We start from the raw sequence: 13,648 nt of genomic DNA on the forward strand, positions 1-13,648 counted from the left end.
GTAAGATATAAATATTTCAAACTCAAATGTAGGGTACCTAATTTTAAGTATATTATTTATATTTCTACAAAAACTTCGTTTTCAATTAAAAATATTAATGACCACTCATGATAATACCAGTACTAAATATCACTAACGTCCAACTTACTCAACTCGACCATGAAACTTGGTGCGTGACTGCTCAAGTAAGTGATTTATCCAGTCCTGTAGAAATGAGCAACTTGTGGAACGACTCATACTGGTTATCAGCGTATCTATCATCACATATGGTTTTTACTGAGTTTCGTCATTTCAAATGGCATTATCATGCAGTACAAAAACCAATATCAAAACGTAGTATTGCTCATAGGCAACGTCAACAGCAGCGCCAAGGTGTGAGACAGTTACTACAAGCGCTACTCAATAAGCTAGAAATCAGCGATACCTTAGATGAGTCGAGCTTTCCCTATCGCCTTAGCAAAAGCAAGTATTACGTCTGTTTTAGCCATACAGCCGCTCATAACAAAGACGAATTTAATAAAAAATCTCATCAAAATATCCCTGCTATTTCATACAGCAAAATAGCAGCGGTCATCAGCCGTCGTCGCCCTGCTGGCATCGATATCGAGCACAATGATGTTGCTTGGCATATCGTCAAGCGTTTTTACTCAGATAGTGAAATTACTATTTTACAGACGTTACCAAAAAATCAGCGTGATTATATTGCAAAGTTACTATGGCAAATCAAAGAAAGCTTTATCAAGATCCATCAGTATACGTTGGCACAAGGTTTAGGTATAGATTACTCTGATGTCATTCCTGCCTTGACTGATGATATGAATAAAGACTTTATTACTATCAGTCATACTAACGATCAATCCAATCACCAAATTGCAGTATTGCAAGCAGATCAAACAGTCGTCGTTTTTTGATCATATCTGATAATGCTCTCGTATTTATTATCTTCGCTTTCTTTTAGACATAAAAAAACGACCCTAAAAAGGGTCATTTTTTGATAAAGCCTGATAATACCAGATAACCTCAAACCCTTTATTTTACGTGACTTTACTGTTAATATATCACTTGTGATAACGTTAGTGCAAATGTGAAAACGGCTACCAAATGGCTACCAAAATGGCTACCAAATAAAGGTAATAAGACAATGGCTAAAGCAGACCTAACAACTGACACTCAAATCAAGAAAGCAATCAAAGACACCATCAAGACTGCTAAGACAGCCAACCACCCCATAGCTGGCTATAAAGGCTTAGAGCTACGCATAAGACCGCATAAAGATAGCCAAGACGCTACAGCCGACTTCAGACACCGTTACACCCACCCCATTACTGGCAAACGCCCATACATGACGCTAGGACAATACCCAGCGTTGAGCCTTGCCGATGCCCGTCAATACCACAGCGACAACATGCAGTTATTAGCTAAGTGTATAGACCCAATAGAGCATAGAGCCGATGCCAAGCAAAAAGAGATAACAGACCGCCAAAACACCTTGCAGCACTTCATCAATGAATGGCGCGATATTCAAGACAGCAAAAACCTATCTACAGGCACTATTAACAAGAATAAAGAACTGCTAAAACCGATTGAAAGTCAGCTAGGACATATGAGAGTTACAGACATAACACCCAGCATCGTTATCAAGTTTATTAATGGCATTCAAAAAAAGCACACTTACAAAGGGTTAAGAGTAAGAACACTATTAAAAAGTATCTTACAGATTGCAAAAGCTCATATGGTGATTGAGTACAACCCAGCAAGCGAGCTACAGGGAACGCTTAAAAATCACAAGGTCAAACACCGCCCAGCATTAAGCAACGACGTTACCGCATTTGCCAAACTGCTAAACGACATTGACCAGTTAGATGATACACGCCAGCTATATAACAAAAGCATATTACAGCTACTGTCTTTAACGTTTGTTCGCATTGGTGACGCTTGCGCCATGCAGTGGGCAGACATTGACCTGAACGCCAAACAATGGCATTTAGAGCCGCAAAAGAGCAAAGGACGGGGCGACATGGTGGACAGCATAGTCATACCATTAGCACCGCAAGCTATGGCTATATTAGAGCGTATGCAGCCACTGACAGGCGAACAAAAACATGTATTCCATAATAGCAGACGCAAAAAAGCGCCCTATCACCACATGCAAGAAGTTAACAAGGTGCTAAATAGTGAATTAATGAATGACGGCAAAGGTTACAAGCACATTCACAGCCCCCACGGTTTTAGAGCCAGTGCAAAAACCATGCTAATGGAGCGACTGGGCTATGATGAGCTAATCACCGAACTGGCACTAGGTCATGCAATGCTGAATAAGTACGGCAAAGCATACAACCGCATGACGGCAATAGAGGATAGAACGCGCATGATGACCAAATGGGCGAACTATTTAGACGATATTAAGGCTGGCAAGTTTGATAACGTTATTCATGCTGACTTTAAGAGTAAAAAAGAGAAACAAGCCTAAAACAGCACTGCCATAACTGACAAAACCCCCATATTAGACAGTTTTTAACCAGTTTTGACGGCTCAAGGGCTGTCATTCCACTTGTGAGGCTAGGTAGTCATGAACCGAACGACAGCGATTTACACCCTTATGCTGTCAGTGCCTCACTCCTATTTTGTTCAAGGGTGTAGGGTGTAAACATGATTAAGTACTTATCTATTGATGAAGCTATCCTAATTACTGAAAACAAAATTAGAGGCTCAATGTTTGAAACATTAGGCGCAAAACAGTTTTTAGATAGATTTATAAACAAAGGACAGTTAAAACCTATCTATTATTTTGATGGTTATGCAGTCTTAAAACATTCCGCGCAACTGGATTTTAAGGGTGTAGAAATAAAAAATATATGGCGTATTGAGGGCTATTTTAAAGATGACCATTCTTTATATTTAGAGTCTAGAAAATCATTTAGCAGCTCGATACCGTTTAGGGACTCAGCTTTCAAGGGGCTAAGTAACAGTATTTTTAAACTGAGACAAAATGCTGGGTATGTGCATGAAATTATAGTAAGCCGTTTTATTGGTGACGATGAAACATCTAAAGTAATAAATAACATCAAACCTAATGACGAGTATTACAATGATAGTCACGCTTGGTTATTCCATGAAGAGCCATCATACGAACATACATACGAGTATGAAGATATTGAAGAGTCCATTCTTATAGATAGGGATAATGTTTTTTTCAGTATTGAGGATATTAATAATATCTTGGAGCAGTTGCCAGTTAATACAGGGCAGCATACAACTGCTTTGAATATCAGTGAGCAGCCAAATCAACTATTAACAGACGCGCAGAACAAAATAGCCGAGCTAGAACAACAGCTTTCAAAGTTTCAAGCCAGTGTGCCTGATGTCGTAACTATTCCCTTTGGAAAACGCATAGACTTAACTAATAAGAAATTGCCACCAGATGAGCGCCTTAAAGAGTCGTATCAAATCTATAGTAATGACTTTAGCTTTCATGAAGACACGCACCCCGTAAACACACCTGATGAAATGATAAAGCGTATTCAAGGACTACTTAATGTCATTAAGAAAAAAGATAGTAAGATATTTGAGTTAGAGCAACAGACAAATACGCCAGCTAATGCACAAGCTGAAATTGACAAGCTCAAAGAGCAGTTGGATAAAGCAAATACCGAACTGGCAGCCGCCAAGACTACGACCACAGACCAGACACTTGACTGGCAGAACATGAGTGAGCATGTTTATCCGCCTGAACTGCATTTAGCATTGATGATATGGCAGCGTATTTATGTGGATAATGAACTAAAAGATAGTCATATCACTTCTCATGGTGGCAAGTTTAAGGTAATTGCTAAAAAGTTAGGGCTTAATCCAGACAATACATTAGGCAAGCGTGTGGCAATGTTGATAAATACCGCGCATAGTAAAAACAAGCAAGATGAACTAGCTGACCTTTTGCGAGCTATTGAACAGCTACACATGCCACCTAGAAAAGAAAAGACTACCTCATAGCATAATGCCCCTTTCTTGGGGCTACCCCATTGCATACGCCCTATATGCAGCCGTACCATATCAAGATACATTATGAGGCATTGAGTTATGACGTACAGCTTAGATTTAGAGGTGCAGAACTTGTTAGCGTCTTGGGGGCATTGGGTATTAGCAGACGGTACAGGGCTAGGTTATACCAGTCCAATGGCTATGTTAATGCGCGGGCATGTTGTAGAGAAAAGCAAACCACGCACTACGATGTTTATAACTGATGATGAGGCGCTGAAAATTGAGGGGCTTGTCACTATTCTATGTGAGCATAAGCCATTAGAGGGCAAGATTTTAAGATTAAAATATATTGACCAAATGAGCGACCGCGCTATAGCCCGCGAATATCTAACGCCGCTTAAGTATGGAGAGGACAGCGACAAGCAAGTCAGCTCGCACCAAGCAGCCCAGCTCATAGCGAATGCTGAGGGGTTTATAACAGGCTTGATAATCAGTAAGAGCCGCCACCAATAAGACCAGTAACAACATGAGCAGAACATAAGAGCCTTGCAGCAATGCAGGGCTTTTTTTGTTGTCCAAAACATGAGGGGCATACCCTCACATAACGCCCCTTTCTTAAGAGTGCTCCATTGCCACACCCCATACACTGCCTAGCATACTGTTAACTCCAGACCACGCCAATCAATGGCAATCATTAGGAGTTAATAGCATGACCCCAGCAACACACAGCAAACCGACACCCCCAGCAATTCACCCAGACGGGCAAATGCGTATCAAACAAGCCGCCGCTATCTTAGGCATTCATCATCAAACGTTACGCCGCTGGTGGAAAGCTGGCAAGTTTATCAAGCCGTCAAACGTCAATGGCATCTTACTATTTAAGAACAGTGACATTCTGGCATTTATTGATAGCCAGCATGCTAACAGTGAGGTGTAACCAATGAACACTACAGCAACCGCCCCCGTTAATAACGAGCAAGTACCAAAGACCCAAATCGACACAGTAAGAGCGCACCTAATGACAGGCTCATCAATAACCACTTGGGACGCTTATCGTCTTTACCGCATTACCTCACTTGCCCAACGCATACATGAGCTTAGAAAATCGGGGCTAGTCATTCAAAGCGAAATGGTAACGCACAATGATAAGCGTTTTAGCTTGTATTGGCTCGATGAGGCAGCCTTGTTAGAAGTTGAGCATAACGACAGCAACGACAGCAACGACAGCAAAGGAGCAGAACATGCCCCAGTCTAATGAAGTGTTAGAACCGCGCCTAGTGCCAGTAGATAGCTATTATCTGTCTGTCATTGATGACCGCATACAAGACCTATCAAACGATGCTGAGAGCCTAGCAATGGCGCTTAATGCTATCCATACCGATGATGACGCAAGTAAAGGCGTAATAGTCGCTATACGGTCTGCCTTACTTGCTAATGGTGAGCTGGCAAGTATCGTTAGTGAGATGTTGAGTGGGCTTATCTTACTACCTGAAATTAAGGTGAATGACTATGAGTGATAACGACTTTATAAATCGCGTCATGGACGGGTTAAAAGAAAAGGGTTACTTGATGATACCTGATGACTTTATCGACCAGCTCATCACTACCTTGCACGCCAATGTGACAACCATTAACACCATGACCCAATTAGCAGAAATAGAAGTAAAAATGTTAGGCAGCTTGTTACCGACAGGCAGCCGACAAGTGGAGTCATTAAAAGAGCTATCGACACGCATTGCAGAAATCGCCTTTAACGTGGAGGACGTAAGAAATGACCAAAGATAACAAACCCAATCTAAAAGCCGACCACGGGCAGCCCAGTAGCAACCAGCAACCTAAACAAAGTAAGCGTAACCCTATCGGTTTTTTATCAATCATGGCTTGCTTGTTAATGCTGCTACTAATCGCCTCATGCCAGCCCGTCAATGTCCAAACACTAACAAAACTAAAGGTAAATAATCATGAGTAACTTAAACAGCACACCAGCCACATTCAAAGCAGGTGACAGCGTTCTATGCCCATCTGTAGGCAATGGCACTTATCAGCTATTCAATGATAAAGAATACGGCTGTTTAGGCTTTACCACCAACGGTAAAACATACCATTACCGCAATGACGGCAAGGTAAGCCGCGATGATGCCGCCCCGTCATTATTCCATGACACGCTAGCAAACCGCCAAGCCATAGCCACGCTATACAATGGCAACCAAACCAGCCAGCGCACAGTAATAGACATAACCGAGCCGAACGACAATGAAGTTATTGTTATGTCATCTTTTGAGCTATCAGATATTGCTTGTGACCTTGAAAGCGCAGCCGTTGTTATAAGTGATATTGGCAAGCTATTAGCCCTCATTCACTATGAGAAAATAGAGACTCACACTGCTATATCAATGGCACGCTTAACGCATGACACCACTGAAACATGGCATGAGCTACTGCAAAGCCAGTTAGGTTCAATCAATAAAACTCTAGCAATGACTCGTTACGGCAAGGAGGGCAGCCAGTGAAAACCTACCCTCCAAAACAGAGCCGTAAGCACGCCAAGCGCAAAAGCTACTATAAAAAATATAGAGAGCAACGCAAGCCTAACAAGCCACAAGCGAGGGGTAAAAGATGACCACTACACAGCAAAAAGCCCATGCGACCAACACGGGCTTAATCACTGTTTTGGGCGACCACAGCCCAGCGACAGAACAAACATTACAAGGTGATGAGCTGCTAATTCAACTCTATAACCTATTAGAGCCAAGCAGCTTGTTAGACATTCAACATGAAATCGCGCCGACCACGGGCGAACATGCAGGGGTAAAGCAGCAAACCACAGGAACAGTAGGAGTAATATTACACAATAGAATTTTTGAGGCAATCAGTCTTTTGTGTATCAAGCCTAATGATAGCGGATTGCCTTTTGTCACTGACACCAGCCAATCATGTGCGCTATTTCTTGGCACACCTCAAAGCGATTATGAGCTTGTCATAGTTGATAATTACCTAGACGGGGTAAAGCTCGCTAAACATTTTGCACATGAGCAAATCATAGTAGCAGTGAGTCCAACGCCCTACTTATTCCTTGATACCGTTAAGCACTTTGCACACGATACCCAAGTAACGATATTCCCTAGCATTGAGCATAAGGACAAAGTTAAAAAGCAGTTTGCAGGGTGTAACGTCAAAGTAGTTATAGCCCCATTGGGTGTGATGACTCATCTTGAATGTGGCAAAAGTTACACTGAAATATTATCGTTTGATGATACCCAGATAATCGACTTGGAGCTTGCAGACTGGGCAAAGCCAAAGCCAATCAATCACACCTTGCCACCAGTGACCAGCATAACCAAGAACATGCTACCTGAACCGCTTTACAACTATGCAATGAACAGCGCCGAACGGCTCAACGTATCGCTGGAATTTGTGGCAGTGCCTTTGCTTGTGGCATTGGGTAGTGTTGTTGGTACAAAGGTAGCTATCATGCCTAAACGCTATGACGACTGGGACATAGTGCCAAACCTGTGAGGTGCAGTCATTGGGCAACCCTCAAGTAAGAAAAGTCCATCAATCGCCGCCGCAATGAAACCGATTGATAATCTTGCCAGCAAAGCACGGGCAGCTCATGAACTCGCTAAACAAGAACATGAAACGCAAAAGCTTATCAACGACAGCAAAGCAAAGGCAGACGATGACGCACTCAAGAAAATGGCTAAGCAGCTCGCTACCCAAGCCGATGACACGGACAACCCTATAACACCTGATGACTTGCACCAAAAGGCAGCCGCCATAGCAGAGAGTAAGGCACAAGATAACAACGTCCCTACACCACGCCGACACATGGTAGGCGATATTACTATGGAAAAGCTGGGCGAAATTGAGAACGAGAACAATAATGGCGTACTACAGTTTCGTGATGAGCTGTCAGGCTTTTTAGCCAGTCTTGATAAGGAGGGCGAACAAGAAAAACGCGCGTTTTATTTAGAGGGCTTTAACGGTACAGGCAGCGCAATGGTGGACAGAATAGGGCGCGGCTCGCTATTCATTGAAAATCATTGTTTGTCTGTCATTGGTGGCTTGCAGCCTGATAAGCTCGAAATGTATTTAGAGAAAACCATGCGAGGGTTAGGCAATGACGGACTCATGCAACGCTTTCAAATGATGGTTTACCCAGACCCAATAGCACGGGCAAAGGAGAACGATATAGCCGTGGACAAGGATAGCCGTAACGCCGTTTATGCCTTGTTTGAGTCAATGGACAACCTTTATACTGATAGCCTAGTCAGTTACGGGGCACATGAGCCAAACGAATATTACAAGCGCCCATACTTTCGTTTTGATAGTAATGCCTATCCTGTGTTTATGGATTGGTATAACAACTTACAGAACAAAGCTGATGAGGCAGAACATGACGTAATAACCCAGCACTTGCTCAAGTATGGCAGACTGATACCAGCGTTAGCCCTCATCTTTCATCTGGTGGACTGTATCGAGATAGGCAGACGTTTAGGAGGGGTTAGCCTTGACGCACTCAAAGCAGCGATTGCATGGGGCGATATGTTGGAGTCGCACATGCTGAGAGTTTATAGCTGCATTACTGATAATTCACACCTCAAAGCGTCTTTACTATCAAATAAAATATTAGAGATGGTTAAAAAAGGAGGTGACAAAACCGACAAAACCAACTGGCTAAGTTATGGCTTTACGGCTCGAAGTCTTAAGCGCAAGAACTGGAAAGGGCTAAATGATGACAATGCCATACAGACCGCGCTTGATGTGCTGATAGAATATGACTGGCTCAATTACAAGCAGGTGGAAAGCACGGGACAAGGTGGCAGACCAACAGAGCGTTACTTTATCAATCCAAACCTAAAAACATTTATTTAGTTTCGTCAGTTTTGGCAGTGCAATATCAGGGCGTTATTAATAAATAGCGTCCTTTTTTGTGCCTGTTTGGGGGTTATGTCAGTTTTGACAGTGCAAATTTGGAGGCAATAGTAATAATTTAATGATTAATTGAGGCATGAGCGTCTTTTTATAATGTAAAGATATCCTAAGGAAACCCTAAGGTTTTAGATAAACAGCACCGCCGCGCATGTTGTCATTTGTTTACATTGTCAGCACTCAAAACCTGAGGAAACCCCTAGTTTTTAGATGCGTCCAGTTTTGGACTTATCTCATGCAAAGGGTAATTTTCGGACATCGTAGAACCCAGCAAAACCCAATATTCAAAACCTGATAAAACCTTACATTCAAACCAGTTTGATGACTGCCAGCATGTTAATAAATGTTAAGGTTTAAAAGCATAATTACCTTTACCCTCCTATACGGATTGCAAAGCATGAATGACAATAATAACCGCGCCAAGCCTTACCATTGATAAACCACAGAGTTACAACACAGTCAAAAAGGCGTAGAGCCGTCAAACAAAATCAGCACCGCGCTACTACCTCATAAAACCTCATATTAATATTATCCATTGGCAGCACTCACTACCCCAAGAAAACCACAAGGTTAGAACCTGTCAAAACCTGTTATTGCTGACAAATGCTAACATTGAGAACCTAATAAAACCTCACATTGAAACGTTAGAAAACCACATATCGAAAACCTTATAAAACCTTACATTCAAAACCAAATCACACACCGCGCAATGCTGGCTTGAAACTTACCGTTGCCTAGTTTTCGGAGTCCATAAAAGGGGCAATTTTCGGACATCGTAAGCAGGGTTAAAAATGAATTGTTGGACACGTTAGGGGGAGTTTATGGAACAGTACGCACACGCGCGAAGCAAGCACCAATTACAAGGGACTTTTGCGAACAGTACGCATGCACATAAAGGACTTTTTAGAGTCCATAAAAAGGGGAGTTTTCGGACAGGTATCGAGGGGGGTATTGTTTTGAGTTTTGAGCGTATCGACAGAGGACACCGCCACCATTCACACGCACAAGAAAAAAACCGTTTCAAAAAGAAGTTAAAGGGAATTTCGCGACAAGTAACGTAGGCGCGTGACTTACAGCCACTATGAGTAAGTTAAAGCCATGTTAAAAAGAGAGCACCGCCCTAGCATGTTGAGGAATGTTGAAACGGTAAATAATATCCAAAAATTAAAGCTACTGGCTACCAAATCGGCTACCAAATGAAGTATGAATATAATTATTACCATTTAAAACAATAACTTACAATACAAAAAAACGACCCTAAAAAGGGTCGTTTTTTTTGTTCTAATGACAGTACTTACACTGTGATTAGATTAGAAACGGTAAGTTGCACCAAGTTTAACGATTGGCATCCACTCAAGATAATTCTCGTCTTCTAATTCTTTCTTGATTTGATCTTCAGCAAGTGCACCGTTAGCACCGTTAGCATTAACAGTTGCTGTTGTCTTACCAAGATACGCAGCACCTAGCTCGCCAAATACACCGAAGTTGTTAGTGATGTTAGGACGGAAACCAATAGTTAAGTAAGGAGCTAGCTTGTTACGATGCTCAAGATCAGCTTGCACGCCACCAACTTCTGTAATATCGCCACGCGTTAAATCAACTTGATCAGGATCAGGCGTACCTACGAAGTAACGAGCGCCGTCAACTGGATAGTAGCCATTATCGCCTGCATCTTTAGCATTAGCAGTCGCTGTGATTTCGTTATCAGGAACGATGATACCAGCACCCATAGTGAACCAGTTACCAGTAGGACGCAATTGCACACCTAGATATGGGTTGCTAAAGTCAGTGTCAACATCATAGTTTACATCGTTTGCATCAAAATCACCGCCGAAAAGCTCAGCAGCGTCGCCACCTGCCCAACCAGCTTGTAATTCAGTTTTCTCGTTAAGTGACCAACCGATGTTAGCACCATAACCTAGAGTACCAACTTCAGCACTAACAGATGCTGGGTTAACAGCTGTTTGGAAGAAAGTTTTAGTACCACCAACTACAGCACCAGTAGTGTTGCGTACGATACCAGCATCAGAGTTATATGCGTAAGCAGGTTCTGCTTGGTAGGCAACAGCCACTGGTTCAGCTTCGTATACTACTGCATCGTTATTATCAACAACGATAACTGGATCAGCTGCTAATGCAGCAGTTGATGCTAGAACAGCAGCAGAGATAGCTGTAAGTTTAATAAGTTTCATAATTATTCTCCTAAAGTGTAAAGTAACTCGCCCGTAAAAAATGATAATTTTGCTCTTTTTTAAACCACCATTTTGTTGAAGAGATTAAAACAATTTTGACTCAAAAAGTCACCCCCATAGATGCGCTTTTTATTTGCCGTTATGTAAAGATTGCATAGTTACTGTAATAATTGCTACACCAACCTGCAAAACTTTGAATTCCTGTTACAAAACCCTCTCAAAGCAATTAATCAGGGTAGACATGAATACTGATCCGCTTAATGTTCATGTGAGGGTATTACAAAATGTTTCATCATAATGTCTGAGTAAGCCACTCAACTCAACAGCAGTTATATAGCTTATTACTACAGAATGTTGCAATGTGTGAGTTGAGGTATCTACTGTTTCGCTTAGAAAAAATTGTAAATATGGAAGCTAACAGTACAAATGTTCTTATATAGTATCACCAAGCCTTGTCTCAGCTTGATATTGTGCTAAATTAGACATAGAGATAGATCTATCGTGGGAATGCAGATTTATTACTATTTGTCTTCGTTATGAAAACATTATAGTCTCGTCAGCCTCACCCCCTTTTACTACTACTGAGCCTTTTATATGCCTAAAGTATCCTCGATCACCCGTGTGTTAGAGATCATAGAAGCCGTGTCATATGCTTCTAAACCTCTCTCTCCACTTGAGCTATCGCAAGAGTTGGATATTCCTAAACCGACCATACACCGTTTAATTCAGAATTTGGTCGACGATGGTTTTTTGACCGTTGATATCGGTGGCGGTATTGTTCCTGGTAAACGGGTTCGCAATCTGAGCGTTGAGCTTTGGCAGCAGCGCTTATTCTTTAATGAGCGCCAGATGATTTTGCAAAAACTGGTTGATGAGCTTAAAGAAACTTGCGGTATCGGTGTTCCTTATCATATGAATATGATTTATACCAACCGCGCACAAACGACCTTACCATTGCAGATATACCTCCCAGTAGGTGCAAAGTCGCCCATGTGGTGTACGGCAACTGGTAAATTGTATTTGAGCCAACTGTCTACCACCAGTCGTAATAAAATATTGCAGGGTTTACCATTAGACAAATTCACCAAAAATACCATCACTGATATTGACGCCTTGAATGCCGAGCTCGATCGTATCGCTACCACTGGCATTGGTATTGATAACGAGGAGTTTATCTCTGAAATGGTGGGAGTGGCGGTGCCTATATTAGATAAAAAGTCGCGCTATCTGGCCTCATTGTACCTGCATGCACCAACGATACGCGTATCGCTCGACGAATTACTGACTCATGTACCTCGACTACAGCAAGCAGCGCAAGATATTCAAGCTCTCGTGTATGACTTACAAAGCTAATAGAGTCATTGCTCATTCATTACTATGATCAAATAAAAAAAAGGTTCATGCTATAAATGTAGCATGAACCTTTTTGCATATAACAAGCGCTCTTTAATCAGTCCTCACTATTCACGATAGTAAGAGTGATTGAGTATATGAGTCGTTATTTCTAAGATAATTCTAAAACAATACCGAGGCATCATGACGGCCCATAATACTAGAGAAGTCTTTATCACCGTTCTCAAGCGTGTGCGTGGCATATAACTCTGTTGCCTTGGCACCCATTGGCGTGTCTACATGAGTATCCTTTGCCGTTTGCATGGCAAGATTGAGATCTTTTTGCATCAGCTTACTCATAAAACCACCTTGGTAGCCATTGCTAGATGGGACATTTTCCATAACTTGCGGATAAGGGTTATAGACCTCTAACGTCCAGTTACGGCCTGAGCTTTGTAGCATAATATCTGATAATACTTTGGGATCTAGACCGTTCTTAACCCCTAAATTAATCGCCTCTGCCGTGCCTGCCATTAGGATACCTAATAGCATGTTGTTGCAAATCTTCGCAACTTGTCCTGCACCATGTTCGCCTGCATGAAAAATATTTTTCCCCATTACAGCGAGTATCGGCTCAGCTTTGGCAAAAGCGTCGTCATCACCACCAACAATAAAGGTCAAGCTACCAGCAATCGCCCCGCCTGTCCCGCCAGACACGGGGGCATCCAAAAAGTCGATGCCAAGATGGCTTGCAGCGTCTGCCACTGTCCTAGCATCAGCAGCCGCTATTGTACTACTGTCAATCACAAGCGTGCCTTTTGGTAATTCTGCCAGCAGACCATTAGCGCCACTATCGCCCAGATACACAGAGTGCACATGCTGACCCGCCGGCAGCATACTAATGACAACTTGAGCATTGCTCGCTGCATCTTTAGGACTCTGTGCCACGCGAGCACCTGCTTTTTCTAAGCGCTGGGTTGCTGCATCAGACAAATCAAAGACAGAAAGTGTATATCCTGCCTTTAATAAGTTTTCTGCCATAGGCGCACCCATATTACCAAGCCCAATAAAGGCAATATTTGGTTTAGAGTTATTATCCATCATCACTGTATCTTTTGTACCCATCTCATCACTCCTTGATGATTTATGATGTAGCCATTGCTACATACTATTTGACAATATTTGTTAGTAGGGCGTGTTGAACATTCGCAAAT

The 13,648-nt window shown here is 42.2% G+C and carries 15 protein-coding genes; 13 read left to right on the plus strand and 2 right to left on the minus strand.

Annotation, left to right across the window (positions count from 1 at the left end):
• Positions 1-107 precede the first annotated feature (107 nt).
• The 12 genes from AS194_RS11175 to AS194_RS11230 all read left to right on the plus strand — a co-directional run bounded on the left by AS194_RS11175 (position 108) and on the right by AS194_RS11230 (position 8,853).
• Entirely contained in the window at positions 108-911 is an 804-nt protein-coding gene (locus AS194_RS11175; protein ID WP_058025578.1) for a 4'-phosphopantetheinyl transferase superfamily protein, read from the plus strand.
• Between the two features lie 173 nt (positions 912-1,084).
• Complete coding sequence (locus tag AS194_RS11180) at positions 1,085-2,470, plus strand: tyrosine-type recombinase/integrase (RefSeq protein ID WP_058025579.1); 1,386 nt, start codon at positions 1,085-1,087, stop codon at positions 2,468-2,470.
• A 179-nt stretch (positions 2,471-2,649) separates the two neighbouring features.
• Positions 2,650-3,990, plus strand: a complete 1,341-nt coding sequence (locus AS194_RS11185) for a coiled-coil domain-containing protein (protein WP_058025580.1) — start codon at positions 2,650-2,652, stop codon at positions 3,988-3,990.
• An 87-nt stretch (positions 3,991-4,077) separates the two neighbouring features.
• Complete coding sequence (locus AS194_RS11190) at positions 4,078-4,491, plus strand: antiterminator Q family protein (protein WP_058025581.1); 414 nt, start codon at positions 4,078-4,080, stop codon at positions 4,489-4,491.
• Between the two features lie 196 nt (positions 4,492-4,687).
• Complete coding sequence (locus AS194_RS11195; protein WP_058025582.1) at positions 4,688-4,915, plus strand: helix-turn-helix domain-containing protein; 228 nt, start codon at positions 4,688-4,690, stop codon at positions 4,913-4,915.
• Positions 4,916-4,918: 3 nt separating this feature from the next.
• Complete coding sequence (locus AS194_RS11200; RefSeq protein ID WP_083499682.1) at positions 4,919-5,233, plus strand: helix-turn-helix domain-containing protein; 315 nt, start codon at positions 4,919-4,921, stop codon at positions 5,231-5,233.
• Positions 5,220-5,495 (plus strand): hypothetical protein, encoded by a 276-nt coding sequence (locus AS194_RS11205; RefSeq protein ID WP_058025584.1) that lies wholly within the window; start codon positions 5,220-5,222, stop codon positions 5,493-5,495. Before AS194_RS11200 ends, AS194_RS11205 begins: the two co-directional genes overlap by 14 nt.
• Positions 5,488-5,763 carry a hypothetical protein gene (locus tag AS194_RS11210; protein WP_058025585.1) on the plus strand — a complete coding sequence of 92 codons (276 nt, stop codon included), beginning with the start codon at positions 5,488-5,490 and terminating at the stop codon, positions 5,761-5,763. The genes AS194_RS11205 and AS194_RS11210 overlap by 8 nt, the downstream gene beginning before the upstream one ends.
• Positions 5,750-5,947: a hypothetical protein gene (locus AS194_RS11215; RefSeq protein WP_058025586.1), complete on the plus strand. Its 198-nt coding sequence runs from the start codon at positions 5,750-5,752 to the stop codon at positions 5,945-5,947. The genes AS194_RS11210 and AS194_RS11215 overlap by 14 nt, the downstream gene beginning before the upstream one ends.
• Positions 5,940-6,488 carry a hypothetical protein gene (locus AS194_RS11220; RefSeq protein WP_058025587.1) on the plus strand — a complete coding sequence of 183 codons (549 nt, stop codon included), beginning with the start codon at positions 5,940-5,942 and terminating at the stop codon, positions 6,486-6,488. The genes AS194_RS11215 and AS194_RS11220 overlap by 8 nt, the downstream gene beginning before the upstream one ends.
• A 106-nt stretch (positions 6,489-6,594) precedes the next feature.
• Positions 6,595-7,494, plus strand: a complete 900-nt coding sequence (locus AS194_RS11225) for a hypothetical protein (RefSeq protein WP_058025588.1) — start codon at positions 6,595-6,597, stop codon at positions 7,492-7,494.
• A gap of 9 nt (positions 7,495-7,503) precedes the next feature.
• Positions 7,504-8,853, plus strand: a complete 1,350-nt coding sequence (locus AS194_RS11230) for a DUF3987 domain-containing protein (protein ID WP_083499683.1) — start codon at positions 7,504-7,506, stop codon at positions 8,851-8,853.
• A gap of 1,367 nt (positions 8,854-10,220) precedes the next feature.
• Here the strand turns inward: AS194_RS11230 and AS194_RS11240 are convergent.
• Entirely contained in the window at positions 10,221-11,102 is an 882-nt protein-coding gene (locus tag AS194_RS11240; RefSeq protein WP_058025591.1) for a hypothetical protein, read from the minus strand.
• A gap of 594 nt (positions 11,103-11,696) precedes the next feature.
• On the opposite strand from AS194_RS11240, the gene AS194_RS11245 reads away from it, so the two are divergent.
• A complete protein-coding gene (locus tag AS194_RS11245) occupies positions 11,697-12,455 on the plus strand; it encodes an IclR family transcriptional regulator (RefSeq protein WP_058025592.1) in 759 nt (252 codons plus the stop codon).
• A gap of 162 nt (positions 12,456-12,617) precedes the next feature.
• Here the strand turns inward: AS194_RS11245 and mmsB are convergent, their stop codons facing one another.
• Complete coding sequence (gene mmsB / locus AS194_RS11250; protein ID WP_058025593.1) at positions 12,618-13,559, minus strand: 3-hydroxyisobutyrate dehydrogenase; 942 nt, start codon at positions 13,557-13,559, stop codon at positions 12,618-12,620.
• Between the last annotated feature and the right edge of the window lie 89 nt (positions 13,560-13,648).

It is taken from the genome of Psychrobacter piscatorii, assembly GCF_001444505.1.
Lineage (GTDB): Bacteria > Pseudomonadota > Gammaproteobacteria > Pseudomonadales > Moraxellaceae > Psychrobacter > Psychrobacter piscatorii_B.